The organism is Krasilnikovia sp. MM14-A1259 (genome assembly GCF_047159535.1).
Classification (GTDB): Bacteria; Actinomycetota; Actinomycetes; order Mycobacteriales; family Micromonosporaceae; genus Actinoplanes.
This window is the reverse complement of sequence record NZ_BAAGAJ010000002.1, coordinates 4,960,470-4,985,992: the sequence shown is the minus strand read 5'-3', so window position 1 is coordinate 4,985,992 and position 25,523 is coordinate 4,960,470. Positions and strand designations below refer to the sequence as shown.

25 protein-coding genes and 3 pseudogenes are annotated in these 25,523 nt (G+C 68.1%); 8 read left to right on the top strand and 20 right to left on the bottom strand.

The genetic code is table 11. From position 1 onward, the window contains the following. Positions 1-88: 88 nt before the first annotated feature. The gene (locus ACMCNK_RS22680; RefSeq protein WP_412738388.1) at positions 89-727 is read left to right on the top strand and encodes a DedA family protein; all 639 of its coding nucleotides are present in this window, start codon (positions 89-91) and stop codon (positions 725-727) included. Between the two features lie 118 nt (positions 728-845). On the opposite strand, the gene ACMCNK_RS22675 is transcribed toward ACMCNK_RS22680, so the two are convergent. Further along, positions 846-2,405, bottom strand: a complete 1,560-nt coding sequence (locus ACMCNK_RS22675; RefSeq protein WP_412738387.1) for a glycosyltransferase family 39 protein — start codon at positions 2,403-2,405, stop codon at positions 846-848. Positions 2,406-2,884: 479 nt separating this feature from the next. Between ACMCNK_RS22675 and ACMCNK_RS22670 the strand changes: the two genes are divergently transcribed. After that, entirely contained in the window at positions 2,885-3,853 is a 969-nt protein-coding gene (locus ACMCNK_RS22670) for an alkaline phosphatase family protein (protein WP_412738386.1), read from the top strand. Between the two features lie 106 nt (positions 3,854-3,959). After that, positions 3,960-4,550, top strand: coding sequence for a GtrA family protein (locus ACMCNK_RS22665; protein WP_412738385.1), 591 nt, complete (start codon positions 3,960-3,962; stop codon positions 4,548-4,550). Positions 4,551-4,999: 449 nt separating this feature from the next. Here ACMCNK_RS22665 and ACMCNK_RS22660 read toward each other — a convergent pair whose 3' ends face one another. The 10 genes and pseudogenes from ACMCNK_RS22660 to ACMCNK_RS22615 form a co-directional block, all read right to left on the bottom strand. Beyond that, a complete protein-coding gene (locus ACMCNK_RS22660; protein WP_412738384.1) occupies positions 5,000-5,479 on the bottom strand; it encodes a KUP/HAK/KT family potassium transporter in 480 nt (159 codons plus the stop codon). Beyond that, positions 5,466-5,558 (bottom strand): annotated as a pseudogene (locus tag ACMCNK_RS22655) (KUP/HAK/KT family potassium transporter); the annotation flags it as partial. The gene ACMCNK_RS22660 and the pseudogene ACMCNK_RS22655, both read right to left, overlap by 14 nt. Before the next feature lie 247 nt (positions 5,559-5,805). Continuing rightward, entirely contained in the window at positions 5,806-6,591 is a 786-nt protein-coding gene (locus tag ACMCNK_RS22650) for a DUF4118 domain-containing protein (RefSeq protein ID WP_412738383.1), read from the bottom strand. Positions 6,592-6,603: 12 nt separating this feature from the next. Continuing rightward, on the bottom strand, positions 6,604-7,284 hold the full coding sequence (locus tag ACMCNK_RS22645) for a response regulator (protein ID WP_412738382.1): 681 nt from the start codon (positions 7,282-7,284) through the stop codon (positions 6,604-6,606). Continuing rightward, entirely contained in the window at positions 7,281-9,875 is a 2,595-nt protein-coding gene (locus ACMCNK_RS22640; RefSeq protein WP_412738381.1) for a DUF4118 domain-containing protein, read from the bottom strand. Before ACMCNK_RS22640 ends, ACMCNK_RS22645 begins: the two co-directional genes overlap by 4 nt. A 36-nt stretch (positions 9,876-9,911) precedes the next feature. After that, positions 9,912-10,814, bottom strand: coding sequence for a potassium-transporting ATPase subunit C (locus tag ACMCNK_RS22635; protein WP_412738380.1), 903 nt, complete (start codon positions 10,812-10,814; stop codon positions 9,912-9,914). Continuing rightward, a complete protein-coding gene (gene kdpB / locus ACMCNK_RS22630) occupies positions 10,814-12,982 on the bottom strand; it encodes a potassium-transporting ATPase subunit KdpB (RefSeq protein WP_412738379.1) in 2,169 nt (722 codons plus the stop codon). Before kdpB ends, ACMCNK_RS22635 begins: the two co-directional genes overlap by 1 nt. Before the next feature lie 13 nt (positions 12,983-12,995). Beyond that, positions 12,996-14,654: a potassium-transporting ATPase subunit KdpA gene (gene kdpA, locus ACMCNK_RS22625; protein ID WP_412738378.1), complete on the bottom strand. Its 1,659-nt coding sequence runs from the start codon at positions 14,652-14,654 to the stop codon at positions 12,996-12,998. After that, on the bottom strand, positions 14,655-14,744 hold the full coding sequence (kdpF, locus tag ACMCNK_RS22620; RefSeq protein ID WP_412738377.1) for a K(+)-transporting ATPase subunit F: 90 nt from the start codon (positions 14,742-14,744) through the stop codon (positions 14,655-14,657). A 72-nt stretch (positions 14,745-14,816) separates the two neighbouring features. Beyond that, positions 14,817-15,326 (bottom strand): hypothetical protein, encoded by a 510-nt coding sequence (locus tag ACMCNK_RS22615; protein WP_412738376.1) that lies wholly within the window; start codon positions 15,324-15,326, stop codon positions 14,817-14,819. Between the two features lie 467 nt (positions 15,327-15,793). Between ACMCNK_RS22615 and ACMCNK_RS22610 the strand changes: the two genes are divergently transcribed. Further along, entirely contained in the window at positions 15,794-16,522 is a 729-nt protein-coding gene (locus tag ACMCNK_RS22610) for a winged helix-turn-helix domain-containing protein (protein WP_412738375.1), read from the top strand. Positions 16,523-16,778: 256 nt separating this feature from the next. Here the strand turns inward: ACMCNK_RS22610 and ACMCNK_RS22605 are convergent, their stop codons facing one another. From ACMCNK_RS22605 to ACMCNK_RS22590, 4 genes are all read right to left on the bottom strand, one after another. Continuing rightward, on the bottom strand, positions 16,779-17,057 hold the full coding sequence (locus tag ACMCNK_RS22605) for a hypothetical protein (RefSeq protein WP_412738374.1): 279 nt from the start codon (positions 17,055-17,057) through the stop codon (positions 16,779-16,781). 1,442 nt (positions 17,058-18,499) lie between these two features. Continuing rightward, entirely contained in the window at positions 18,500-19,144 is a 645-nt protein-coding gene (locus ACMCNK_RS22600; protein ID WP_412738373.1) for a suppressor of fused domain protein, read from the bottom strand. A gap of 137 nt (positions 19,145-19,281) precedes the next feature. After that, the gene (locus tag ACMCNK_RS22595; protein ID WP_412738372.1) at positions 19,282-19,920 is read right to left on the bottom strand and encodes a DUF2625 family protein; all 639 of its coding nucleotides are present in this window, start codon (positions 19,918-19,920) and stop codon (positions 19,282-19,284) included. A gap of 118 nt (positions 19,921-20,038) precedes the next feature. Further along, positions 20,039-20,563, bottom strand: a complete 525-nt coding sequence (locus ACMCNK_RS22590; protein WP_412738371.1) for an HAD domain-containing protein — start codon at positions 20,561-20,563, stop codon at positions 20,039-20,041. Positions 20,564-20,677: 114 nt separating this feature from the next. Between ACMCNK_RS22590 and ACMCNK_RS22585 the strand changes: the two genes are divergently transcribed. Both ACMCNK_RS22585 and ACMCNK_RS22580 read left to right on the top strand, forming a co-directional pair. Further along, complete coding sequence (locus ACMCNK_RS22585; protein ID WP_412738370.1) at positions 20,678-21,193, top strand: hypothetical protein; 516 nt, start codon at positions 20,678-20,680, stop codon at positions 21,191-21,193. Positions 21,194-21,304: 111 nt separating this feature from the next. Beyond that, positions 21,305-21,799 (top strand): hypothetical protein, encoded by a 495-nt coding sequence (locus ACMCNK_RS22580; protein ID WP_412738369.1) that lies wholly within the window; start codon positions 21,305-21,307, stop codon positions 21,797-21,799. A gap of 134 nt (positions 21,800-21,933) precedes the next feature. Here the strand turns inward: ACMCNK_RS22580 and ACMCNK_RS22575 are convergent, their stop codons facing one another. From ACMCNK_RS22575 to ACMCNK_RS22555, 5 genes and pseudogenes are all read right to left on the bottom strand, one after another. Beyond that, positions 21,934-23,199 (bottom strand): IS256 family transposase, encoded by a 1,266-nt coding sequence (locus ACMCNK_RS22575; protein WP_412738557.1) that lies wholly within the window; start codon positions 23,197-23,199, stop codon positions 21,934-21,936. A gap of 61 nt (positions 23,200-23,260) precedes the next feature. Beyond that, positions 23,261-23,425 (bottom strand): annotated as a pseudogene (locus ACMCNK_RS22570) (hypothetical protein); the annotation flags it as partial. A gap of 25 nt (positions 23,426-23,450) precedes the next feature. Next, positions 23,451-23,666: pseudogene (locus ACMCNK_RS22565) on the bottom strand (DUF4240 domain-containing protein); the annotation flags it as partial. Beyond that, positions 23,573-23,962 carry a hypothetical protein gene (locus ACMCNK_RS22560; RefSeq protein WP_412738368.1) on the bottom strand — a complete coding sequence of 130 codons (390 nt, stop codon included), beginning with the start codon at positions 23,960-23,962 and terminating at the stop codon, positions 23,573-23,575. The pseudogene ACMCNK_RS22565 and the gene ACMCNK_RS22560, both read right to left, overlap by 94 nt. Next, positions 23,860-24,228 carry a hypothetical protein gene (locus tag ACMCNK_RS22555; protein WP_412741091.1) on the bottom strand — a complete coding sequence of 123 codons (369 nt, stop codon included), beginning with the start codon at positions 24,226-24,228 and terminating at the stop codon, positions 23,860-23,862. The genes ACMCNK_RS22560 and ACMCNK_RS22555 overlap by 103 nt, the downstream gene beginning before the upstream one ends. Positions 24,229-24,470: 242 nt before the next feature. Between ACMCNK_RS22555 and ACMCNK_RS22550 the strand changes: the two genes are divergently transcribed. Then, a complete protein-coding gene (locus ACMCNK_RS22550) occupies positions 24,471-24,815 on the top strand; it encodes a histone-like nucleoid-structuring protein Lsr2 (protein ID WP_412740953.1) in 345 nt (114 codons plus the stop codon). A gap of 143 nt (positions 24,816-24,958) precedes the next feature. Beyond that, positions 24,959-25,420 carry a hypothetical protein gene (locus ACMCNK_RS22545; protein WP_412738367.1) on the top strand — a complete coding sequence of 154 codons (462 nt, stop codon included), beginning with the start codon at positions 24,959-24,961 and terminating at the stop codon, positions 25,418-25,420. Positions 25,421-25,523: the final 103 nt, after the last annotated feature.

Sequence of the window (25,523 nt, the reverse complement as noted above, 5' to 3'; positions counted from 1 at the left end):
GTGCCGCCTACCTGCGTTGACGCATGCCGCCGGCTGGGCACCGCCGGCGGTACAGAGGCGGCGATGGCGATCGATCGGAAGGCGGCAGATGCCCAGCGACCCCACGTATGCGCTCGGTCCGGCCGCCCTCGACCCGCAACACCTCATCACCACATTCGGCGTGCTGGGGATCCTCGTCGCGGTATTCGCCGAATCCGGGCTGCTGATCGGATTCTTCCTTCCCGGTGACTCCCTGCTGTTCACCACCGGGCTACTCATCGCCGCCGACACGTACCTGCACCTGCCGCTCTGGCTCGCCTGCCTGCTGATCTCGCTGGCGGCGATTGTCGGCGACCAGGTCGGCTACCTGATCGGGCGACGATTCGGGAGCGCATTGTTCCGCCGGCCGAAGTCCCGGCTGTTCACGCCGCAGCACCTGGACAGATCACGGGAGTTCTTCCGGCACCACGGGGCCCGCTCGATCGTGCTCGCCCGGTTCGTGCCGATCGTTCGCACCTTCACCCCGATCGTGGCCGGCGCGAGCGACATGCCATATCGATCGTTCCTGCGCTACAACGTGGTCGGCGGTGTCGTGTGGGCGTGTGGCGTCACTGTGCTGGGCGCACTCCTGGGCCGGGTGGCGTTCGTCCGTTCGCATATCGAGCTGATCCTGGCCGGGATCGTCGCGGTGTCGCTGGCGCCGATCGCCGTCGAGGCGCTACGGGCTCGGAGGCGTGCCGCGGGCTAGCGGAAGGGACGACGCTTGCGAAGGGTTACGGCTGGTCAGCCGCGACGCGCGCTGGCCGCAGACCTAGAATCATCATGCAGCCGGTTCCGGTGTCTGCCCGAATCCGCGCGGGGTTAGCTCACCGGCGAGGCTGCCGCAGGAAAAGTGCCAGCGTGGCGTGGTGCAGCGTCCAAACCTTCAGCGTCTGGTATTGGCTGTGGAGCACCGCGCGCAGGTCGGGCCGTGCCGCGGCTGGGTCGTGAACGTTCCCGTAGCTGAACAGCCAGATCCGACTCGCCTGGCCGAGGTGCTCGCCGGGATCCGGGTACTCATCGGCGCGCAATGTGCCGGTGTCGGCGGCGGGGCGCTGCATCAGCAGGTCACGTGGCTGGCCCGGGTCGTGGCGCAGGTAGTACTCCAGACCGGTGCGCATGGTCCGCGAATGAGCCGTGTAGATGATCCCGTCACCCGGTTGCTGGTATTGGCCGACGAGCTGCGCGGCGGTGCGGTAGTCGCTGCCGTTCTTGGCGGTCGGGCGACGCACGGCCCGCTGGTCTGGGACGACCGCGAGGCCGAGCACCGCGAGCGCGGTCGCGATCTGCAGGGTTAGGGTGCGCCGGCTGCGCCACCCGGCGGCGGCGTTGCCCGGGCCGAACGGCTGCACCAGCCCGGCCGCCGCCAGCAGGGCCAGCGGTGCGAGCACGATCAGCATGTACCGCACGACCCAGTACGGCACTACCAGCACGGACAAGGCCGCGAGGACGGCGACCGGGGCGAGCGCCAGGATGGTCAGCTCCGTGACGTGCCGGTTGCTCTGCCAGATGGCAAGAATGGCCAGCCCGATCAGCAGCCATCCGGCGGGTACCGACCCGGTCAGCGTGCCGGGGAACTTCCACAGGCCGCCGCGCGTGAGCGGCTCAATCCAGGACAGCTGTCTGTCTCGCTGGTGCATCCCGGCCCAGAGCAGCGGTGTCAGCGCGGCCAGCGCGCACCCGGCCGCGATGCTCCAGGCCACCATGACCCGCCGGGTGCGGTGCTGCGCCACCACGACGAGGTGGGCGGCGAGCGTGGTGAGGGCGATGACGTGGCTGAGCCCGAGCAGCACGACGGCGGCCCCGTACGCGATCCAGCGGCCGGGCCGCGGCCGGGTCACGGCACGGTGCAGCAGCAGGAGCGCGAGCAGCGCGAAGAAGCAGGCGAACGCGTACGGGCGGGCCTCGTCGGCGTACCGGGAGGTGTTCGGCATCAGGCACAGCAGCAGACCGGCCACCGCGCCGGTGAGCGGCCCGAACAACCGGCGGCCCAGCTCACCAGTCAGCGCGACCGTGACACCCATCGCCAGGATCGACGGCAGGCGCAAGGCCACCTCGCCGGCGCCCACCACGGCGGTCCAGTAGTGGATCAGCAGGTAGTAGGCGCCGAAGACGGCGTCGACGTGGTGGATCAGATGCCACAGCTGTGCCGGGGTCCGCGCGGCGGCGTCCGCCGTCGCGATCTCGTCCCAGCTCAGCACCGGATGCCCCGCTCGGACCAGCGCGATGGCGACCATAAGCAGGCCCGGCCCCGCCGAGGGACCGAGCAGCGTCAGCCAGTGCCGCCAGCCCCGGGACGTCCGCAGGCCCATCCTGTCCGGCAGCGTCCGTATGCGCCACTGCACGGCACTCTTCCGGCCGCCCTTCACTCCCAGATGTCCGACCATCGCCCTCGTTTCCCCCGGATCTGACACTCGCCGGGGGGTAATGCATCAGATCGCGCCTGAGAAAACGATGAGAAGACCCGTGCCCCATGCCGGCGACGACAGGGGTCCGCGCGCCGCGAATCGGTCACCGCCGGACTCCTGCAGGCGACGCCCGTGGTTTGCTGGTCAGAACCGCGAAAATGATCATGAACCGAGTTCCTGTCCATGACACACGTTCGGGTATTCATGTCAGGCCGCCAACTGCGTTCCTCAATCTGGCGAACGTCATCGGGCTGGATAACCTGCGCTGCGGCGCCACAAATGAGTGAACAGGCCGCAGGGGTTCAGCGTTCTCTCAGCGCAGTCTCGGCAGGGTCCTTCCAGTGACCAATAGGCGCAACAGCACGATGGCACCGAACCTGCCCGCAACTCTCCTCGAGCGTGGGCCGGCTTCCCGCGTGCGATTCGACGGGAGTCCGCCTGGCGGCGGAATCAGGCGGATGAAGATTGCGGATCGTTGCCAGGCGTCGCAGCGCACGCGGCATGGACGGGCCGCCCTCGCCCTGGCCGCGGGCTTGGCGCTGGCGCTCGCCGGGTGCGCCGCCGCACGGGTGGCACCTACCGAGGCCGTCGTGCCGGCGGCAGCACCGGGCCCAGCCACGAAGGTGCTGATGATCATGGAGGAGAACCATGAATACGGCGACATCATCGGTGACCCGGAGGCCCGCTACCTGAACCAGCTCGCCGGCCAGTACGGCTCCGCGCGCCACGTCGACGCCGGCTATCCCCGGGCATGCCCCTCGCTGGCCGCGTACATCCTGCTCACCAGCGGATCCACCCAGGGCATCTGCGACGACAAGGCACCCAAACACCACCCGCTCACCGCCGACAACCTCTTCCACCAGGTCTCGACCAGCGGCCGCGAATGGCGTGACTACGCCGAGTCCGCCCCCGGAAACTGCGTCCTGGCCAACGCCAGCCAGGGCCGCTACCTCGTCCGGCACGTCCCGGCCACCTACTACGTGCAGGAGCGCGCCGACTGCGCCCGCTGGGCGGTGCCCCTGGGCAAGCCCGCGTCGGGTGCCCTGCACGCCGATGTCACCGCGGGCACGCTGCCCGCGTTCGGGCTGGTCAGCCCAGACGCCTGCCACGACATGCACGGCGCCGCGCCCTGCCCGGCGTCGCGCACCGCGAACGGCGACCGCTGGCTTCGGGACTGGATCCCGCAGATCCTTGCCGGGCCGGACTACCAGGCCGGGCACCTCGTCGTGATCATCACCTGGGACGAGGGCAGCGGCACCGACAACCACATCCCCACCCTGGTGATCGCTCCCGGAACAAGCCACGTGACCGCAGATCAGCTCTACACCCACTGCTCCACCCTGCGGACCGTCGAGGACCTCCTGTCGCTGCCAGCACTGGGGTGCGCCCGGACCACCCGTTCCATGACCTCCGCCTTCCGGCTGTGATCCGCGTGGCTGGTCACGGGTCCGGCTGCGGCGGCACCGTCACAGTGTCCGCCGAAGGAAGCGCAAGCCGATGTGGACGGCGGACTCGTCGGCTGGCAGGAAGAGTGTGAAGGCAGTCAGCCGGCCCGCACTCGTGTGGCTCACCCGGATAGGGAGCAAGCACCACGAAGCGGCGAAGTTCTTCATGGTCGGTGGGGTGTGCTTCCTGGTGACAACCTGCATCAACTATTCGCTCAAGCTGTCCGTGTTGCACAAGAAGCCGCTTACGGCTTTGGCGATTGCGACCATCTTCAGCACGATCCTGTCGTATCTGCTGAACCGTCAGTGGTCATTTCGCACTCGCGGAGGACGCAAGCGGCATCACGAGGCGGCCCTGTTCTTCTCCCTCAGTGCCGTAGGGATTGCACTGAACCTAATTCCGCTCGGCGTGTCGCGATACCTACTCCTTCTCCGTGTTCCTGACGTCAGCCGGAGTGTGCAGGAGGTAGCTGACTTCGTCAGCGGCATCGTCCTCGGAACGTTGATCGCTATGTGTTTCCGGCTCTGGGCATTCCGGCGGTTTGTGTTTCCGCATCCGCACGATCAGCCCCACCGTCTCAAGAGGCCGTCCAAGCCAGGGCCGCACAGCAGGATAGTGCAACACGAGCCAAGCTCTACTGGCCAGCGGCCAGGAGCACCGAAGGCGCCCCGCGGATGATGTCGGCCGGGGTTAGAAGGCGGCCCTCGTCAACGTGAGGTTGGGGGCTTCTGGCGCTAATCATCCGGGTTGCCGTTGGCTTGCCGGGTGCTCACCTCGTCGCGGGGGGATAGACAAGCTCCACGGTGTACGGGACGACGGCGGGCGCAATGTGTAGGCAGTAGTTGAAGGCGCCGCTGCCCTCGCGATCTGCGCCGTCGCTGCCGCCCACCTCAAAGACCGAACCGACACTCAGGCACCACCACCGAACAGGCCAGACCAGCGCCCACCGGCCGAGCCCGGCATGATCCCGACGACCGTCCCCGAGGTCAGCCGACTGCTCGCAGGCACCCTTGCAGAACCCAAACCGCCTGGCCATGACACGCATTGGCGAAACTGGAGACGCCGCTACCAGACCCGATCACGCCGGTTCCACCAACGCACACGACTCAACCGCGACTACGCCCTGGTCAACCAGCAAATGGCGGCTGCCGTACTAGGCAAGGCCATCGGGGAGAGCTCCAATTCGCCGCGATGACCACGTGTTCATGAAGTACCCGGTTATGTTCGACGTTGGCGCGCAGCGCCAACGGCGCGGTCTGCTTGCCGCGATTGAGGAAGATCGCGGTGCCGGGGACGCGGGTGGGTCGGTCGTCGTGCAACCGTGCGACGAACTCGGGTAGCGGGCCCTCCGCCTGCTCGCGTTCGCGGGTGACCACCGCCCGCCCACGCTGCCAGGTGGTCATGACAGTAAACGCGGTGAGGCCAATGAGCAGCGGCAGCCAGGCGCCGTGCACGAGTTTGGTCAGGTTCGCGGCCAGAAACAGCAGATCGACGGTCAACAAAAGACCGCCTCCGATGGCGACCATCCACAGCGGCGTACGCCAGTGGACCCGGGCAAGGTAGAAGAACAGGATCGTGGTGATGGTGATCGTGGTGACCACCGCCATCGGCCGGGTTGAAGACGGTCTGGAGGGTGTAGATCGGGCTGGTGCCGATGTCGCCGAAGACGACGCCGAGGGCGCCGACCACGATGGCGGCCCGGACAGTCTCCCGGCTGCCGCTGCCGTGGGTCGCCGACGACGCTTCGGGTTGGTCCTGCACCAGTACCTCTCCAATGTGAACTGCATCCTCATGCGCCCGGACGGTCGCTCGCCGTCGGTCCTTGCCGTTGCTGGCGCTGCACGCATCGGTGCCCATGATCGACGACGGGTTCGACGGTACCTGCAGCGCGGGATCCGTGACGTCGAACGGCGGATCGCACGGCGGGGCCGGCTCACCCCAAGGCCGCGCCCACCTGGTCGGCCAGCGTCACCGCGACGCGACGCTCGCTCAACGGCGGGCAGGTTCCGGGTGCCGCGCGGAGCAGGTACCGGCCATACAATCGGCCAGCGTTCTCGACCAGGACCTCGATGTCGGTGACGGCGGGTAAGCCCTGGTGGTCGACGTCCCACACACCGCCGTGCCACAGAATCTCGCCGTCACGGCGGAGCCGAGCCGGGTGTCCGAGACCCGCGACGCCGGGCTGGTACCGGGCGGCTTGCAGGTGCAGGACGTCGACCAGTTGGTCGGACACCGTCTTGATCAGGCTGTGTGGCGACCCACCGGTCGCGCCGGACTCAGCGGCCGCGTAAATGCCGGCGAGGTACCCGGCTTCGCGGCTGGCGGTCGCGGCGTGCTGGCGACCCCGTACCGCGAGTTCGGTCACCGCCGCCCCGACCGCCACGAGGAGCAGGAACGTCTGGATGTCCGTCCGGTCCGCGATGGCGAACTGCTGATACGGCTCGGTGAAGTAGAAGTCGAACCAGACCCCGGCGGACAACGCCGCCAGATACCCGGCCACCCGGTTGCCGAACGCGGCGATGGCCACTACGACTACCACGAGCAGCAGCGCGACGTTGGTGTTCTCGACGCGGTCGCGCAGCGGCACGAGCATCGTCGCGGTGACGACGGGGACGGCGAGGGCCAGAACGACGGCGAGCCGGTCCCGCCGGAGCCAGGTGGCCACTGCCCGACCGTTGCCATGGGCGGCGCCGCGATCCGGCGCATTGTTGCGGTCCATCTCAACCCTCCTTCAGGGCTGGAAGCGGTAGCCCAGGCCCGGTTCCGTGAGCAGGTGGCGCGGGTGGGCGGGGTCGGGTTCCAGCTTGCGGCGCAGGTGTTTCACGTACTGGCGTAGGTACTGGGTTTCGGTCTGGTAGGCGGGTCCCCAGACCTGTTGCAGGAGCTGGCGCTGGCTGACGAGCTTGCCGGGGTTGCGGGCGAGGACTTCCAGTAGCCGCCATTCCACGGGGGTGAGGTGCACCGGCTCGGCGCCGTCGTCGGCGTGGACCTGCCGGTCGGCGAGGTCGACGGTGTGACGCCCGACGCGGACCGGCGGTGGGGGTTCGGAGCTGCCGGTGCGGCGGGTGACCGCGCGGATGCGGGCGAGCAATTCCTCGACGCCGAACGGTTTGGTGACGTAGTCGTCGGCGCCGGCGTCCAGCGCGGCGACTTTCGCCGCGCTTTCCATCCGGCCGGACAGGATGACGATGGGGATCGGGGTCCACGCGCGCAGTTTGCGGATGACGTCGACGCCGTCGATGTCGGGTAGGCCCAGGTCGAGGACCACGAGGTCGGGGTGGTCGCTGGCGGTGGCGTGCAGCGCTGCGGCGCCGTCGGCGGCGGTGACGACCTCGTAGTGGCGGGCCTGCAGGTTGATCCGCATAGCGCGCAGGATCTGTGGTTCGTCGTCGACGACGAGGATCCGGGTCATGTCGTGCCCTGCCAGTGGTCGATGCGGTCAAGGATGGCGGGGTCGGCGGCCTGTTCGGCGGGTTCGGCGGCGGGCAGGCTGATTGTCATGGTCAGACCTCCGCCGGGGGTTGCTTCGGGCTCGAGGGTGCCGCCCATGGCTTCGATCACGCCGCGGGACAGGGCGAGGCCGAGTCCGACGCCGGTGGTGTTGTCGCGGTCGCCGAGGCGCTGGAACGGCAGGAAGATCCGGTCCCAGTCGCCTGCGGGTACGCCGGGGCCGTGGTCGACGACGCGGACCTCGACGCGGCCGCCGTGTTCGCTGGCGGTGACCAGTGGTGGCCGGTCGGGTGGGCTGTATTGCAGGGCGTTGCCGAGGAGGTTGACCAGGGCGCGTTCGAGCAGAGCGGGATCGGCGTGGATCTCGGGCAGCTCGTCCGGGACCTGGATGCGTACGGCGCGGCCGGACTCGGCGAGGTCGTCGATGGCGCGGGGGATGGCATCGGCGAGGCTGATCAGCTGCGGGTTCATGCCGAGGGCGCCGGCTTGAATGCGGCTCATGTCGAGCAGGTTCTCGACCAGCCGGGTGAGCCGGTTGACGGATTCCTGCGCGGTGTCGAGCAGCTCGTATCGGTCGGTGGCGCTGAACTCGACGTCAGGGGCGCACAGGGAGTCGATGGCCGCTTTGGCAGAGGCGAGTGGGGTGCGCAGGTCGTGGCTGACCGCGGACAGCAGGGCGGTGCGGACCTTGTCGACCTCGGTGAGCGGCTCGACGGCGGCGGCGCGCTCTTCCAGGCGTTCCTGGCGCAGCGCCACGGCGGCCTGGGCGGCGAACGCCTCGACGACGCGCCGGTCCTGCGCGGCGAGCGGGTGTCCGCGCAGCACGAGTGACACCTGGTCGTCGACGGCGACGTCGGCGTGGCCCTGGGCGGGGGTCAGGCAGGGTTGGTCGCCGACCGCGGCGGCGACGCGCCAGGCGGACTGTTCGTGTTGCAGGTTCGGGCCCGGCGGGATGTTGTCGCGGCGTTCGAGCAGGGTGACTCCGGTGAGCTGGAACGTCTCGCGGAGCTGGTCGAGTAGGGCGGGCAGCGGGCGGCTGCCGCGCAGGACGCTGCCGGCCACGGTGGACAGGGTTTCGGCTTCGGCGCGGGCGCGGGCGGCCTCCCGGGTGCGCCGGGCGGCGAGATCCACCACGGCGCTGACCGCGGCCGCGACGGCCAGGAACATCACCAGCGCGAGCAGGTTCTCCCGCTCGGCGACGGTGAACCGGTGGACCGGCGGGACGAAGTACCAGTTGAGCAGCAGGAACGCGGCGACCGCGGCGAGTAGCGCCGGGTAGAGGCCGCCGACCAGAGCAACCGCGACGACGGCGCCGAGGTAGAGCAGGATGTCGCTAGGCAGCGACAGGTTCCCATCCAAGGCGATGAGTGCCGCGGTCAGCAGCGGCAGCCCCAGCGCGGCCACCACAAACCCGGCGAGGCGCCGCCGGGCGGTCAGCCCGCCGGTGACGGCCACCGGGCGTCGGCCCTTGCGGGCCTCCTCGTGGGTGACCAGGTGAACGTCGATCGACCCGGACTCGGCGGTGGTGGTGACCCCGACGCCGCGTGAGAAGATCTGCGCGACACGGCCCCGGCGGCTCGCGCCGAGGACCAACTGGGTGGCGTTGACACCGCGGGCGAAGTCCAGCAGCGCGGTCGGGACGTCCCCACCCACGACCTGGTGGTATTCCCCGCTCAGGCTCTCCAGCAGGGTCCGCTGCCGCGCCAGGTGCGCCGGGTCGCCGCCGGCGAGGCCGTCGTTGCGGGCGACGTGTACGCCGAGCAGGTCGGCCCCCTTCGTCCGGGCGGCGATCCGGGCCGCCCGCCGGATCAGGGTCTCGCCCTCGGCGCCACCCGTGAGCGCCACCACGACGCGTTCCCGGGTCTCCCAGGTGCCGGTGATGTGGTGTTCGGCGCGGTAGCGGTCGAGTTGTTCGTCGACCTTGTCGGCGACCCACAGCAGCGCCAGCTCGCGCAGGGCGGTGAGGTTGCCGACGCGGAAGTAGTTGCCCAGTGCGGCGTCGATCTTCTCGGGGGCGTACACGTTGCCGTGGGCCATGCGGCGGCGCAGCGCCTCGGGGGTCATGTCGACCAGTTCGATCTGGTCGGCCTGGCGGACGACGGCGTCGGGTACGGTTTCGCGTTGCGGTATCCCGGTGATCTGCTGGACGACGTCGTTGAGCGACTCCAGATGCTGGATGTTGACCGTGGTGATGACGGTGATGCCCGCGTCGAGCAGCGCCTGGATGTCCTGCCAGCGTTTGGCGTTGCGGCTGCCGGGGACGTTGGTGTGGGCCATCTCGTCGACCAGCGCCACCTCGGGGCGGCGGGCGAGGACGGCGTCGAGGTCCATCTCGGTGAACGCCGCACCCCGGTAGTTGATCGTCCGACGACCGATGACGTCGAGTCCCTCGACGAGCGCCTCGGTGTGCGTGCGGCCGTGGCATTCGACGTAGCCGACGACCACGTCGGTGCCGCGGGCTGCCCGGCGGTGGCCCTCGTCGAGCATCTTGTAGGTCTTGCCGACGCCTGGGGCGGCCCCGAGGTAGACGCGCAGCTGTCCGCGTGCCGTCATGTTCCGTTCCTCTCTAAGGGGGCCGCCCGGCGGGGGTCATTGGTGGAGCGGGTACTTCTGGTCGAGGGCGAGATTCAACTGGACCGCGTTGACCGAGGGTTCACCCATGAACCCGAGAGCACGCCCGGTGGTGTGCTCGTCGATCAGCTTGCGGATGGTGGCGACGTCGGCGCCGCGCGCCTTCGCGATGCGAGTGGCCTGCAGGTTGGCGTAGGCGGGGCTGATGTCCGGGTCGAGGCCCGAGCCGCTGGCGGTGACCGCGTCGGCGGGCACGGCAGGACGGGCGGGGGCATCGCCGCGGATCGGGGTGACGACGGCCTTCGCGTAGTCCTCACCGTAGACCGCGCACTGCACCGCCACCCCCTGGTAGGTGCTCAGGAACGGTGCGGCGGGGCATGCCTGGTTGAGGCTGACTACGCGGGTGACCGGGCCGGTCAGTCCGTCGCGGTGGAACACGCCGAGCACGGCGCCCACGCCGTCGGTCGTGCAGTACGGCCGGCGCCCGTCGACGCCGTCCAGGTCACCGGCGGCCTTGCTGCGGGCGCAGACCCGGGTGAGCAGGCTCTGCTTGGCGTTCTCATCCTGTTTCCCGGCGGCGGTCAGCGCCGGATCGGGCACAGTGTCGACGACGCTCTCCGGGCCGAGGTTGGACGCGGCGGTGGCGGTCGGGTCGTAGCCGTCACCGGCCGCCGAGGGGCGGGTCTGGAAGTACTGCACCAGCGGCTTGCCGTCCGGGCCGGTGAAACTCTGCCCGATGAGCGCCGACGCGACCGTGGTGCCGCCGCGGTGCACCGGTGATCCGGTGGCGTGGTGCTTCAACCCGGGGATCTGCGCGATACCGAGGACTGCCAATGGGTAGATCAGTCCGGTGAGGACGGTGAGCACGAGCAGCGCCCGCAGCGCCGCGAGGTGCTGGGCGAGCCAGGCTGGAAGTCGCATCACGAGACCCCCGGAACGAACTGGACGAGCAGGTCAATGAGCTTGATTCCCGCGAACGGGACGATGATCCCACCCAGGCCGTAGACCAGCAGGTTGCGGCGCAGCATCGCGGCGGCGCTGGACGGGGTGTAGCGGACCCCGCGCAGCGCGAGGGGGATCAGCGCGACGATGACCAGCGCGTTGAAGATGACCGCCGACAGGATCGCCGAGGTGGGGCTGTGCAGCCGCATCACGTTGAGCGTGTCCAACGATGGGTAGACCGCGGCGAACATGGCCGGGATGATCGCGAAGTACTTCGCGATGTCGTTGGCGATCGAGAACGTGGTCAGCGCACCCCGAGTGATCAGGAGCTGCTTGCCGATCTCGACGATCTCGATGAGCTTGGTCGGATCGGAGTCCAGATCGACCATGTTCCCGGCCTCCTTGGCCGCCGACGTGCCCGTGTTCATCGCGACGCCCACGTCGGCCTGGGCCAGCGCCGGCGCGTCGTTGGTGCCGTCGCCGGTCATCGCGACCAGCCGACCGCCGCCCTGTTCCCGCTTGATCAGGGCGAGTTTGTCCTCCGGGGTGGCTTCGGCGAGGAAGTCGTCGACGCCTGCCTCGTCCGCGATCGCCTTCGCGGTCAACGCGTTGTCGCCGGTGATCATGACGGTGCGGATGCCCATCCGGCGCATCTCGTCGAACCGGGCCCGCATCCCGGCCTTGACCACGTCCTTGAGGTGGATCACCCCGAGCGCCCGGGCAGGCTCACCGTCCACATGCTCGGCCACCACCAGCGGGGTGCCGCCACTGGCGCTGATCGCGTCGACGATGCCTCCCACCTCGTCCGTGGGGTGCCCGTCGTGGTCGCGTACCCACTTCATCACGGCCGCGGCCGCGCCCTTGCGGATCCGCCGGCCCGCCTGAATGCCGTCGGCGGCCACGTCGACGCCGCTCATCCGAGTCTGCGCGGTGAACGGCACAAACGTCGCGTGACGCATCAGACCCGGTTCCCGTTCCCGCAGGCCGTGCTCGACCTTGGCCAGGACCACCACGGACCGTCCCTCGGGGGTCTCGTCGGCCAGGCTGGACAGCTGCGCCGCGCCCGCCAGCACGAGGGAGGTCACCCCGTCGACCGGGACGAACTCGGCCGCCTGCCGGTTGCCGAGCGTGATCGTGCCGGTCTTGTCCAGCAGCAGCGTGTTGACGTCCCCGGCAGCCTCCACCGCACGCCCGGACATCGCCAGCACATTGCGCTGCACGAGCCGGTCCATGCCGGCGATCCCGATCGCGGACAGCAGCGCCCCGATGGTGGTGGGAATCAGACACACCAGCAGCGAGACCAGCACGATCCCGGTCACCCCGTCGGCCGTCAGCGCGGCGTTGTCGGCGGCCGCCGGGTTGACCGACTTGGAGTAGATCGCCAGCGGCTGCAGCGTCGCGACGGCCAGCAGGAAGATGATCGTCAGCGCCGCGAGCAGGATGTTCAACGCGATCTCGTTCGGAGTCTTCTGCCGGCTGGCGCCCTCCACCAGGGCGATCATGCGGTCGATGAAGCTCTCCCCCGGCCGCTGGGTGATCCGTACGACGATCCGGTCCGAGAGGACCTTGGTCCCCCCTGTGACCGCCGACCGGTCACCACCGGACTCCCGGATCACCGGCGCCGACTCGCCGGTGATCGCGGACTCGTCGACGCTGGCGATGCCCTCGATGACGTCCCCGTCACCCGGGATGATCTGCCCCGCCTCGACCACGACCACATCGCCCTGCTGCAGCTGCGGCGCCGGGACCGACTCCTCGGTCAGGGCATCGGGCCAGCCGGTCAACCGGCGGGCCAGGGTGTCACGCTTGGCCTGCCGCAGCGCATCGGCCTGCGCCTTGCCGCGGCCCTCCGCGACCGCCTCCGCCAGGTTCGCGAAGACCACGGTCAGCCACAGCCAGATCGTGATCACCCACGCGAACACGCTCGGATGCCCGATCGCCAGCAGAGTGGTGAACACCGAGCCGATCTCCACGATGAACATGACCGGGTTACGCCACAACGTACGCGGGTCAAGCTTGCGCGCCGCATCGGGCAGCGCCTTCCACAGCATCGCGGGGTCGAGCAGCCCACCGGAGACCCGGCGCGGACCGCCCGGTGGCGCCGGAGGCTGAGCCGCGGACGACGGTTCCACAGTGATGACAGACATGTACGCGGTCCTCCTACAGGCCCTCGGCCAACGGGCCGAGCGCGAGGGCGGGCAGGAAGGTCAACGCCACCAGGATGACCGTGACGCCGACCAGCATCCCCACGAACAAAGGCTGATAGGTACGCAGCGTGCCGGTGGACTCCGGGACCGGCTGCTGCGCGGCCAGGGACCCGGCCAGAGCGAGCACGAACACGATCGGCAGGAACCGGCCGAGCAGCATGCACAACCCCAGAGCGATGTTGTATCCGGTGCCGGAGACCGTCAGCCCGGCGAACGCCGAGCCGTTGTTGTTCGCCGCTGACGCGAACGCATACACCACCTCGGACAAGCCATGCGCCCCGGAGTTCAGCAGGCCGGCCCTGCCCCAGCTCGTCGCCACCGCGATCCCGGTCCCGACCAGAACCAGCACCGGCATCGTCAGGAAGTACAAGGACGCGAACTTGACCTCCCGGGCGCCGATCTTCTTGCCCAGGTACTCCGGGGTACGACCCACCATCAGCCCCGCGATGAACACCATGAACACGGCCAGGATCAGCATCCCGTACAGACCCGAACCGGTGCCGCCCGGAGCCACCTCGCCCAGCAGCATGTTCAGCATCGCCACACCACCGCCCAGCGCGGTGTAGGAGTCGTGGAACGAGTCCACCGCCCCCGTCGAGGTCAGCGTCGTCGCCGACGCGAACGTCGCCGAGTTCAGCACCCCGAAGCGGGTCTCGGTGCCCTCGGTGGCCGCACCGACCGCCATCGGCACCGTGCCGTGATGCAGCCCCTGCAGCACGTTGATGGTCACGATGCTGCCGACGGCCAGCACGGCCATGGCGGCCAGGATCGCGTAGCCCTGCCGGTTGCTGCCGACCATCCGCCCGAACGTGCGCGGCAGGCTGAACGGGATCACCAACAGCAGGAAGACCTCCAGCCAGTTCGTCCACGTCGTGGGGTTCTCGAACGGATGGGCGCTGTTGGCGTTGTAGAACCCACCCCCGTTGGTGCCCAACTCCTTGATCGCCTCCTGCGAGGCGACCGGCCCACCGGTCACATGCTGGACCGCACCGGCCAGAGTGTGCACGTCCGTCCCCGCCGACAGGTTCTGGATCGCGCCACCGGCGACCAACACGATCGCCGCGACGGCCGCGAGCGGCAGCAGCACCCGGACCGTGATCCGGACCAGATCGACCCAGAAGTTCCCCAGCTGATCCGTGCGACTCCGGGCGAAACCGCGCACCAGAGCGACCGCCACCGCGATGCCCACCGCCGCCGACGCGAAGTTCTGCACCGCCAGCCCGGCCATCTGCACCAAGTGACCCATGGTCGACTCACCGGAATACCACTGCCAGTTGGTGTTGGTCACGAAGCTGACCGCGGTGTTCCACGCCCCGTCCGGGTCCACCGGCGGGAAACCCAGCGACAGCCACAGGTGGTTCTGCAGCCGCTGGAACGCATATAGGAACAGGATGGACACCGCGGAGAACGCGAGCACGCTGCGCGCGTACACCCCCCAGGACTGCTCACCGTCGGGGTTCACCCCGACCATCCGGTACATCACCCGCTCGGCCCGCAGATGCCGGGTCGCGGTCACCGTCCGGTACAGGTATTCGCCCAGCGGCCGGTAGGCCACCGCCAGCGCGAGGATCAGCGAGGCGACGAACAGGGCGCCCGCCGTTGTCGTACTCATCTAGAACCGCTCCGGAAACAGCAGGGCCACCACGAGAAACGCCGTCAGCGCCACCGCGAGGACCAGACCGACCAGATTCTCGGCGTTCACAGCTTCTCCACCGCCCGCACCGTCAGTGCCAGCAGCGCGAACAGGCCCACCGTCAACAGCACGTACCACACGTCAGACATGACGTGTTCCCTCCTCGTTCCATATGACCTTTTCCCCGCGTACGGGCCGGTGGCCGCCGGACCCTGCCGGGCCCCAGAACATCGCTGACACCTCGTGCGACCAGCGCCGCCAGGCGAACAGCCGACGTACGACCCGGAAGCCGCCGCCGGCGATGAGGCCTGCCGCCGCAGCGACGGCGAGCGCTGCGGACCGGCGGACGTCCGCGGCGCCGTGCCACGACAGCTCACCAAGGTGGTTGAGCACGAATCCGTCGAACACCAGGCAGGCGAGCACGGCGACCGCGGCCACGGCGAGGGGATCCACCGTCAGCGCCGAGAAGACCGACACGGAACTCGCCATCAGCCCGAGCCGGACGGTCCCGGCCGGGGCCGGCACGAACGTGGCGACCAACGCGGTACCGGCCACGACGGCCGCACCCACGCCCACGGCGATGCCCGTGGGCCTGCCTTCGCCGATCGACGCCCAGGATCGAACGCGCGGTGTCCCTGGTTCGCCTGTCATAGCCTCTTCCCGACCCGCTCTCCACGGCCCGGTGCCGTGGCTTCCGCCAGTCAAAGCCGCAGGACAGGCGGCAGCTAGATCCCTTCACACGCTTTTCACGGCGGGCGGCAGGATGTTCACGCGTTTTTGACGCCAACGGCCCGCACGCACCGGCTGTGTGGTCTCCGGCATGACGGCGCTGGACTCGGGCCTGCGTGTGTCGGCCCCGCCTGTACGGCGTACCGCCGGCAGACGGGGCCGTGGCGGACCGTCGGTGGACCCGATACGGCCCACCGCGGCACAGGCCCGCGTCCCGTGGCCGGTGTGGCCGTGAAAAGCCCGTGAAAAATGGGTCTGCTGTGTCGACGCCCCGCGAGGGCGACGGCATCAATTGATGCATAGGACCGTGGTGCACCAAGTCCGGGGCGCCGGCCCGCTGCCGCGGTTCGACCCGTAGGCGCAGTTCACCGTCACCGACCATGTCCTGGATGCCGGCCGCTGCGGCATCAGGTCCGGCGAGCCGCCGGGCAGGCTCGTCCGGACCAGGTACGGACGCGACCAGGCAGCCGGGCGCGATCACCTGTGTCGTCGGGCTTGCAACGCCCACCCAGGTTCACGGCTCCCGCTGGAGGATCACCATGTCTGTCACTGCCCACAACCGTTCGATGACGCCACTGGCACCGGAGCCCGGCGGGGCAGACGACTGGCAGGATCAGGAGGCAGCCGAGGAACCCGTGATCGTCGTCACGGTGCGGTTGAGCCGGAGCGGAGCTGCCACGGCCAACGCCGCGATCCTGCATGAGTTGGTCGGCTACCTCGCCACGATGGTCGAACCGGCTCAGGACCATTGCACCGGCACGGAAACCGCAGAAGCGTTGGATCCCGTCGAGCCGGACCTCATCTGCATCGATCTTCAAGCGCGCAGGATCACCCGTGGCGGCGCGAAAGTCGACCTGCGCCAACGCGACTTCGACCTGCTGGCTTACCTTGCCCAGCATCCACGCCAGGTGTTCACCCGACGGCACCTACTGACCGTGTTACAGCCGGACACCTCGGCGGACGGACGGACGGTCGACGTCCACATCTCGCGGATACGTCAGAAACTCCACCCGGGCCGACCGGTCATCACAACGGTTCACGGCATCGGCTACCGGCTCGCCACCGGTGCGCCGGTGACCGTCCTGCCCACGAAACCCCGATCCGTCGGCAAGTGTTGACGTCCTCGCCGCCGGGAAATCAGATCAGCATCTCAGCGGCAGGCGGCGTGGAGCCTGACATCGGTGCCGCAATGACGCCTTCTACGACCGGGTGTCGCCCGCAGCGCCCGCGCCGCTGGTCGACAATCGCACCGCGATCTGCCGGCTGTCGAAGCTGACCATCCACATCATTGGCCGGCACCGGCTGTTCACCGGCCAGGCCACCTGACCGCGAGGGCGAAGGGTTTGAACCCGCTCGCAGGATCACACGCTGACGCTACCGGTTTACGTCGCCCTGTTCCTCAGCCAGCTCCGCCAGCACGTCGGCTGCGTCGCGACTGCCGGCGGCGGCCAAGCGCCGCAGCTCATCCATGTCACCGTGCTCGCCCGCTAGCTCGACGAGCTGGTCCACCGCGTCGGTGCTGCCAGCCGCGGCAAGGCGGCGCAGCTCATCCACGTCGCCGCGCTCGCCCGCTAGCTCGACGAGCTGGTCGACGGCGTCCCGGTCACCGTCCGCGGCTCGGGCGCGCAGGTCGTCCAGATCGCGATCAGTCATGTCGGGTTTCCTCCGTCAGGATTCCGTTGCCTCCCACGCTGCCAGCTCTGGGCCGCCGGCGCCGGGCGAACGGCAGAGCCCGGCCGGCAGAGCAGGGGACGGTGCTCTGCGCATGGGCTGTCGTTCGCTGACTGACGGGGCAACTTTGCGTAATCCCGGCTATCAGAAGGACGTACCGGCCTCGACGCGGGTCCACAAGCGCGTATCAGCGCGTCCACCATCGGTGACACCGAACGACATTCCCCGAACCGCAGCATCCTCGAGCAGCACAGGTCGTTCCGAAACGATCGATCACCAACGGATCACCACGGTCCCGAAGAGTGGGAAAGGCCGCCACTATGCGGAAACGTTTTAGGCCGCGATCCCGAGTTTTCCCAGGTCACGGCCCATCTACACTGAGCGCCGAATCAATATCGGCGGACATCCACTTCTCATCCGTAGTCAGATGCTCTATCCATTGAGCTACGGGCGCTCACACAACTACTTTCCGTGATCGCACGTGCTGATGCGTCCAGCGGGTCGCGGTTGCGTATCCGCAGGTCCAGGCGTTTCGTCACTCCCGGGCCTGCGGGTAACGACTCTAGCATGTCGCCGAGTGGGGCCTGCGTACCGGTGCGTGTCGCACAGTGCTGCACCGTGCTCCGACGTCCGATCACCATCGGAGCACCACGGGGCCAGCGGGGACACGAGATCGGGATGGGCTCATCGTCGCCGCCGGCGCGTCGCATCCCAGCGCCGCCGCGCGCTGAGCATCTCACCCAGAGCCTCGTGCAGCTCCCGCAACGCGGCGATGTCACCGCGGTCCCAGTCCCGCACTGCACCCGGGCGGTCCGGGATCGATCGGCACGCCAACCGCCTGCACCGACGAGACGGCACTGAGGTACCGACGGGCCGCGGCAACATATCGTGTGCGGGCAAGCGGCTCCTCCCGCTCCGGGCTCACCCGCCCCACTCGATCATCGTACAGGCGTTCTAAGACTACCTGCCACGCACACCCGTCTCCTCCATCCAGGACGCGACACCATGCGCGCCGCGATCTTCGCGGCCACCTCCACGTCCACCACCATGGCTACGCGCAGCGCTGCGGCGCCCGGCCAACGCAGCCGATCGCATCGACATCCGAACGCCCGTACGAGAATGGCGGCAGTACCAGCCCGGCTACCACCGCTCTGTGAGCCGACACCGCGAGACGTACCCAAACGGGCGCTTCGAACCATCGGCCACTCCAGCGGCACGGCGCCGAGCAGTGCGACACCTGCCAAACCCAGCCTTTCGTGCCCGCTCATCGGCTACTTGTGCGCCGACCGAGGGCCACTGGTCGTGACGGTGCGTAGCGAGCAGATCGCGGCTAGATTCGCGCACGTGATCTTGGCTCAGTTCACGGCAATTGTACCGGCCTGTCCCCGGGCGCTTGCCCGCGAGCGATCGTTCGGCCCGCCTGTTCAGCGTGACGGGTCGGTGATCAGCAGGCGGGAGCGGGTGGCGAGTTCGGCGAGCACGGTGGCGGTTCGTGTGGCCTTCATTCTGGCCAGTTCTTCGGTGGTGATACCCACGACCGTCAGAAACTGGACGGTGCCGAATGGGGAATCAATCGCGGGCAGCTCGGGGTCTCGGGTGACGGCGAGAGCGCGCAGCCGCGTGTCGTCACGACCGGTGATCGGGCCTCCGGGTTCCATGCGGTGCCCTGACGCGAACGGCTTGCCGTGGCTCCACGTGTAGTCGCACAGACGTTCAAGCAGCCGGATCGTCCATGCGGGCGGCTGCTCGGCGTCCCGCGGAACGCGCATGGTCAGCTCGTAGCCCCAGCCGCTGACCTGCTGGTCATCGGAGTCTTTGAGGAACAGATCGGTCATCCCGTACGTCACCAGCAGCCAGTGGCCGTCAGCCCGGAAGGCGCTGAGGCCGAAGAGCCCCTGACCGGGCAGGTTGCCGAACCCGACATGAAAGGGGTCGCGGTCCGCCACCACGGAATGCACCGCGGTGTCGATCGCGTCCCATCCGGGTGCTTCGTCCTCGTCGTTGACCACGGTCCGGCATCCTAACGATTCGCAGGAGGCGAGCATGACGGCCGGCGGCCAGTCGAGCATCCGACCGCCTGCTCACGACAACGCGCCAGCGTGGAGGCCATCGGCCAGCCCTGCGCCCTGTCCGCGGCTAATCCGGTCATCCGATCTTGCAATGCGAATGGGGCTGCGGCATCCGCGCTGCCCTCGCTGAGTCGTCCCTACGTGCCGGTTTCGGCCACGCCGACCAGGGACATTGCTTCGGACATGGGGATGAAACGGCGCGAGACCGAGTCTTGATCCTTACCTTCCCGTGTCCACAGCGGGGGCCACACGTTAATGGCCTGGTCGAGGCGACACGCTGCGACTTCGTCGGCCCACCCCGGCCATCGCAGTTCCTCGTAGAAGCCCGCCATCGCACCACCGATCATGGCTCCGAGCCAGTCGCCGTAGCCGCACTCGGTGTCTTCCCACCGGAGAGTGTCGGGCGCCAGATACCGGATCGTCGGCTTGCCGCTCGTACCCGACGTCCAGGCGAACTGTCCTCCCAGGACGTCCTGCGCCACGATCAGTCCGCCGGCGATGCGTTCATTGATCTCTCCAAGGCTGGCAAGACCATGTTGTTCACTGCCCGACCCGAGGACACGCAGCCATCCGTGATCCAGCACCAGACCGCCGCTGTGGTGGATCACACTACCCAGCCAGGACCGAGTCGTCACCTGTGCCCGCAGCAACTCCTGATCGGCGCGCTGCGGGTCAGCGTCAAGCACGACAACCGGATAAGGCGCCACGACAATGGCGACCTCGATCTCGGGCCACGCCGGATCATCGGTGTCAAGCAGCTCGGTCAGCGAACGCACACCGAGACCCTACCGAGCAGCCCACCACACGTTCCTCGGCTACGACTGGGTGTCCAGTCACACCAACCCGCCATCGCGTCAAGTAGCGAACGGATCGCGGCCATGAGAGTGAACCAGCTCATGCCGGTTGGAACTCCGCGAGCCATCGACGAATCGTCGAAAAGTCTGCATCGGTAAGGCCGACTAACGGATCAGCGCGATGCACCAAAGCCCTCCCCGGATGGTTATCCATCACCCACCGCCGGTCAGCGTCAGTCGTCTCGTCGTCGATCCAGACGAATGGGCGGCCGGCTGCCCACTGGGTGAGGAACATCGTCTTCCAATGCAGCCCAGGCAGCGGCTGATCGTCGGTGTCGGGGAAGTCGACGACGGGTAACTCCGGGAGCCCGAGCCTGGGCGAGATGACTTCGTTCGCCTCTCCCATCCACGTCGTCGCCCACACGAGTTGGCAACCCAGTTCCAACAGCCTGCGTCCATCCGCCGGGTCGAGCCGGTCCACGAGGGGATTGCCCGACGCGTCGCTCGACGAGCCAACGCCATCACGCGGGGGAAGTCTGCGTCGGACCGGTCGGGCGCGGAAGGGGATCAGCGGCCCATCCACGTCGAGGAAGACCAGCGGGCGGTCAGCAAAGCCAGCCATCATCGCTGCGAACCTATCGCACGTAACCCGCCCCGGGAGGCGTCCCGCGCGATCTCGGCGGTATGTGAGTGCGTTGGGCCATCGCGAAAGATATGTCGATCTTGGGAGATTCCCGCCGTGACCGATAGGCGTGAGACTGTTCGCCGGTTTGAGCCCTACGCTGACCACCTGGCCTTCGTGGTCTCCGACGCGGAAGCCACAGATGGAGTGTTTGACGGCGATACCTGGGACAAGGCCGACGACTCGTGGCGCATCGCTGTGGAACGCCATTGCATCGTGGTGGGGACGGCTCGCCACGACTACGTGCCGGCGACGCTCACGTTGCGAGACACGCCACCTTCAGCCGAGCCTCTCGACTCCCTCGACCATGTCGTCGAGGCCGATGTCTCGCTTCCGTCCGGCAGGGTGGCCCTGACCGGCGCTACCGAGCTTCCGAACGAGGTGGAGCCCGTTCTGCTGGCGCCAGGCCACTATCGGGTTCGCGTCGCATACGCGCAGACGGCTCGTCGGCCGGTGAACTACAACGCCGATGGGCCCGGGGACCATCTGGAGTACCAACTCACGATGTGGCCGACAAGCACCGAGGTTGGCGTACAGGTCATGAAGCAGGGCGCGTCACTCTGGGCGTATTGATCCAGTACCTGCACAGCGGCATACAGTCCGGCTGCACAGCGCCGAGCGCGAGCTTCAGGCATCGATGAGATACTCCCCGCGCTACCCCGCGGCAGACGAGAGAGGTTGTGCATGTCCAGGGATACGCCGACGGTTCGAGTCCGTGGCCTCGTCGTACCCGAATTGCTACTGCACTTGTTGCAACATGGCGCGTGGCGCCACCCCGGCGAGGAGGCTCTCGCTCGAACGATGCCTTGGTTCGAGGACGAGCTGGATTTTCTCGCCACTGTGCATGACATGGAGCGGGAGTCTCGCGCGCTCGACCATCTGGTCGAAGAAGAGACCACAGCTCAGACCTTCAGTTTCGTCCGAGGTTCCTCGACAGCCCCCGTCTCGCTGCCCCGGCTGGACGTGGACAAGGCATTCTTTGTCGCCGTAGCCAAGCACGCAGGCGACGACACCGCGGTCGCACTTGACTATCGAACAAACGCTTTGGATCCGCGAGTCGTAGCGAGTGATATCTGGACCGAGCCAAGCCGTGTCAACTGGCGGGTCGTCGCCCCGACATTTTCTTCGCTGGTAAGCGAACTAGGAATTTTGCTCGGCGATGGTCCGGGCATCGCTTAAGTAAACGCACTCAACTCGGCACGACATCGCGGATGTCCCCGCCGATGTCCGCCCGCTGGTCGCCGACCTCGCAGGCCACGTATTCCAACGACGGGACTGTCAAGAAAACGGTGTAACTCGATCTTTGTTGAGCGTCAGTTGCGGCCTGCGGTGAGTCGGCCTTCGAAGGCCAGGTCGAAGGCGTTGAGGGCGGGTTTCCAGCGGGTGATCCAGCGGCGTCGGCCGGTGCCGGTCGGGTCCAGGGCCATCACGGCGAGGTAGACGCATTTCAGAGCGGCTTGCTCGTTCGGGAAGTGCCCGCGGGCTCGCACGGCCCGGCGGATCCGGGCGTTGACCGACTCGATCGCGTTGGTTGAGCAGACGACCTTTCGGATCTCGGTGTCGAACGCTAGGAACGGTACGAACTCCGCCCAGGCGTTCTCCCACAGCCTGACGATCGCCGGGTATCTGTCGCCCCAGGTCTCGGCGAACTCGAGGAACCGCTGCTCGGCGGCGGCCTCGGTCGCCGCGGTGTAGACCGGCTTGAGGGCCTTCGCGATCGCGTCCCAGTGCTGGCGGGACGCGTACTTGAACGAGTTCCGCAGCAGATGGACCACGCAGGTCTGCACCACTGTCCGGGGCCATACGGTGTTGATGGCGTCGGGTAGGCCGGTGAGGCCGTCGCAGACGGCCATCAGCACGTCGTCGGCACCGCGGTTCTTCAGTTCGGTGCACACGGTCAACCAGAACTTGGCGCCCTCACCACCGTCACCGGCCCACAACCCGAGGATGTCGCGGGTGCCTTCGGTGGTGACCGCGAGGGCGACGTAGATGGGCCGGTTGGCGACTTTCCCGTCGCGGATCTTCACGTTGATCGCGTCCAGGAACACCACCGGATACACCTTGTCGAGGGGCCGGTTCTGCCACTCGGCCATGCCGTCTATGACCTTGTCGGTGATCGTGGAGATCGTCTGGCGAGATACGTCGGCGCCATACACCTCTGCCAGGTGAGCGCTGATCTCCCCGGTCGTCAAACCCTTCGCTGACAGGGACAGGACCATGTCCTCGACGCCGGTCAGCCGGCGTTGCCGCTTGCGGACGATCTGCGGTTCGAACGAGCCGTCGCGGTCGCGCGGCACGGTGATCTCGACCGGCCCGACGTCGGTCAGCACCCTCTTGGCCCGAGAACCGTTGCGGGAGTTCCCGCCGTCTTTGCCGGCCGGGTCGTGTTTGTCATAGCCGAGGTGGTCGGTGATCTCGCCGTCCAGCGCGGCCTCGATCACTCGCTTGGTCAGCTGTTGCAGCAGACCGCCCTCGCCGGTCAGCTGCAGGCCCGCGGCGCGGGCCTGCTCAACCAACCGGCCGACCAACTCGGCGTCCACGGCTTCCGGCGAGACCGCCGGGTCCTTCTTCATCGCCACCGCGGCAGTATCCACGGCGGCTTCGATCGTCACGGTCATCAGGCGTCTCCTTGATCAGGAGTTACACCGTTTTTCTTACAGTCCCCCAACGACTCCCACGTGGGGTAGTCGTCGTCCTGCCAGGCCGTGGGAGAGACGCCAGCCGCTGTACGGCCGGCACCGTGGCGAGACTGTCGGGGTCGGCGATCGCTCGCTCGTACGCTGTGCAACCGAGCCCGACGAGCCAACATCTGGAAGTAGTGGAATCCGTCGGTGCTGCAGCCGCCTGCCATGAGGATGTCCGCGGCTCGCCACAGGCGGTACGTGTTGGCCGGTTCCCGGGTTGCGGACAGGTGCTGGACGAAGTCGAGCAGGTGGGAGCGGGAGATCCGGCTCAGCCGGTGAGCCAGAAAGGCCTCACGGTCGCCCGGCTTGGGTCCGGCTCGGTGGGAGAGCTCGATGAAGGTCCAGAAGTCGTCCGCGTCCACAGCGGCAGCGTAGACATCCGCTCATCGGCATCGTCACTATGTGCCGGATGCCATGTAGGCGGCGCGGACGTAGTTCGGGGTGCCGGTCGAGGTTCTTGCGGGTCCGGTCGTAACGCATCGTTGTACGTGGGTCGGCGTGACGGGCGGCAATCTGGACATCGCGGGTGCTGACCCCCGGCATCGAGCATGGTGGTCACGAAGGTGTGCCGCAGCATGTGCGGGTGCATCCGCGGCATCCGCACGTTAGCGGCGTCGGCAAGGCGCCTGAGTCGATGGGTAGCAGCGTGCCGGTCCATCCGGGCGCCGAGTGTGTTCCGCAGGATCGGCCCGACGCGGCGGCCGTTGACGGCACGGTCGACCGCTTGGCCACTGCGGGCGGTAGCGGGACGAGGACGACTTTGCCGCCCTTGCCGCACACGCGCAGGACGCGGTGGCCGTGTTCCTCGCCCAGATCGGCGATGCTGGCCCCGCAGGCTTCGAAGATCCGCAACCCGAGCAGGCCGAGCATCGCGACCAGGGCGAAGTCGTTCGGGTTGGTGAGATTGAGGCCGACCTTGTTCAAGGCTGGCCGTGGTAGGCACACTTCTCGGCCCGACCGTGCGGCTAAATTAGGTGACGCGGCCGGATGGGACGGCGGGTAGCGAGCGGATCGCAGACTCGGATGCACTTCTGGGGATCGGATGCGGGCTGGTGTCGTGGTTTGGTCAATGCGCCGAACGGTGGGACAAACTCGGCGGCTAGGATTTGCCCGTGGCCGCGGATTCACCGCGCGGCATTTCCCACTTTACGGGGAGTGAAGAGACTATGGCCAAGCAAATCATCACGCTGCTCACCGACGACCTCACCGGCGGGGACGCCGACCGCACCGTCGAGTTCGGGCTCGACGGCGTCAATTACACCATCGATCTGTCCGAGAAGAACGCGGGCAAGCTCCGTAAGGCACTCGACCCCTACCTGACGGTCGCCTCCCGAGTCGGCCGCACCGCCACGCACGGACGTATCACTTCCCGCGCTGCGGCAGCACCGAGCCGGGCGAACCGGGATCAAAACCAGGCCATCCGCGAGTGGGCCACCAGGAGCGGCTACGAGGTATCGGATCGAGGACGCATCCCGTCCTCGATCGTCGAGGCTTTCCACGCCAAGCGCTGACCCATCGGCCCCTCCGGAAAACGAGCCGTGCCGCCCCAGGCCGGGCACGGCATCTGGGTTCGTCGTCGAGAGTCGCCAGTTGCCGAGAGCGAGCCTGCGATTGTCGGCGCAAATGAGAGCGACGGAAGCGAGGCAATCCGTTCATGTTGATCCTCGCGACCAGGGACGCCCTGGTGTCGATGCTTGCCGATGCCGGCGTGAACCCGGACGCGATGACCCCGGCCGCCGTGCGAACGACCGTCGAGGTCTTCCGCGGGTTCGCCGCGCTCCCGGTCGAGGGGGTACTGCCGCCCGAGGAAGACGGTGACGGAGTCCTCGCCCAGTTCGGAACCTACGACTTCCGTGGCAGGCCTGAGTTCTCCGCTGATCTCACGCGGCAGTTCGCCGGGGCTGGTGGTGTGGACGCGCCGGTGTGGCAACTGAGCTGCACGCTCTATTGGGCTGCCCATGCGGCGACCGAAGGACTTGGCTGCGGCCACCTATGGTCATTCGGCAAGACGCTCGACGAGTTCTTCGCCGAGGCCGGTGCTCTTCCCGGCTGGGCATGGGCGTTGGACAGCCCGGAGGCGCCCCAGGACCTCGTGATCACATTCGCAGAGCTCTGAGTCGCTGCGCTTGTCGGCTACAGGCGTGCGCGGCCCATTGCGGTTCGGCCGTGACATCGCGTAGCGAGCTCCGCCGAGTGCGGGGGGCCGGTCGTTGCGTCTC

Bases quoted from the DNA above. Each gene is read 5' to 3' on its own strand.
- ACMCNK_RS22680 (WP_412738388.1), top strand. From the start codon at position 89: ATGCCCAGCGACCCCACGTATGCGCTCGGTCCGGCCGCCCTCGACCCG.
- ACMCNK_RS22675 (WP_412738387.1), bottom strand. From the start codon at position 2,405: ATGGTCGGACATCTGGGAGTGAAGGGCGGCCGGAAGAGTGCCGTGCAG.
- ACMCNK_RS22670 (WP_412738386.1), top strand. From the start codon at position 2,885: ATGAAGATTGCGGATCGTTGCCAGGCGTCGCAGCGCACGCGGCATGGA.
- ACMCNK_RS22660 (WP_412738384.1), bottom strand. From the start codon at position 5,479: ATGGCGGTGGTCACCACGATCACCATCACCACGATCCTGTTCTTCTAC.
- ACMCNK_RS22650 (WP_412738383.1), bottom strand. From the start codon at position 6,591: ATGGACCGCAACAATGCGCCGGATCGCGGCGCCGCCCATGGCAACGGT.
- ACMCNK_RS22645 (WP_412738382.1), bottom strand. From the start codon at position 7,284: ATGACCCGGATCCTCGTCGTCGACGACGAACCACAGATCCTGCGCGCT.
- ACMCNK_RS22640 (WP_412738381.1), bottom strand. From the start codon at position 9,875: ATGACGGCACGCGGACAGCTGCGCGTCTACCTCGGGGCCGCCCCAGGC.
- ACMCNK_RS22635 (WP_412738380.1), bottom strand. From the start codon at position 10,814: ATGCGACTTCCAGCCTGGCTCGCCCAGCACCTCGCGGCGCTGCGGGCG.
- kdpB (WP_412738379.1), bottom strand. From the start codon at position 12,982: ATGTCTGTCATCACTGTGGAACCGTCGTCCGCGGCTCAGCCTCCGGCG.
- kdpA (WP_412738378.1), bottom strand. From the start codon at position 14,654: ATGAGTACGACAACGGCGGGCGCCCTGTTCGTCGCCTCGCTGATCCTC.
- ACMCNK_RS22615 (WP_412738376.1), bottom strand. From the start codon at position 15,326: ATGACAGGCGAACCAGGGACACCGCGCGTTCGATCCTGGGCGTCGATC.
- ACMCNK_RS22610 (WP_412738375.1), top strand. From the start codon at position 15,794: ATGCCGGCCGCTGCGGCATCAGGTCCGGCGAGCCGCCGGGCAGGCTCG.
- ACMCNK_RS22605 (WP_412738374.1), bottom strand. From the start codon at position 17,057: ATGACTGATCGCGATCTGGACGACCTGCGCGCCCGAGCCGCGGACGGT.
- ACMCNK_RS22600 (WP_412738373.1), bottom strand. From the start codon at position 19,144: ATGCTCGACTGGCCGCCGGCCGTCATGCTCGCCTCCTGCGAATCGTTA.
- ACMCNK_RS22590 (WP_412738371.1), bottom strand. From the start codon at position 20,563: ATGATGGCTGGCTTTGCTGACCGCCCGCTGGTCTTCCTCGACGTGGAT.
- ACMCNK_RS22580 (WP_412738369.1), top strand. From the start codon at position 21,305: ATGTCCAGGGATACGCCGACGGTTCGAGTCCGTGGCCTCGTCGTACCC.
- ACMCNK_RS22560 (WP_412738368.1), bottom strand. From the start codon at position 23,962: ATGGACCGGCACGCTGCTACCCATCGACTCAGGCGCCTTGCCGACGCC.
- ACMCNK_RS22550 (WP_412740953.1), top strand. From the start codon at position 24,471: ATGGCCAAGCAAATCATCACGCTGCTCACCGACGACCTCACCGGCGGG.
- ACMCNK_RS22545 (WP_412738367.1), top strand. From the start codon at position 24,959: ATGTTGATCCTCGCGACCAGGGACGCCCTGGTGTCGATGCTTGCCGAT.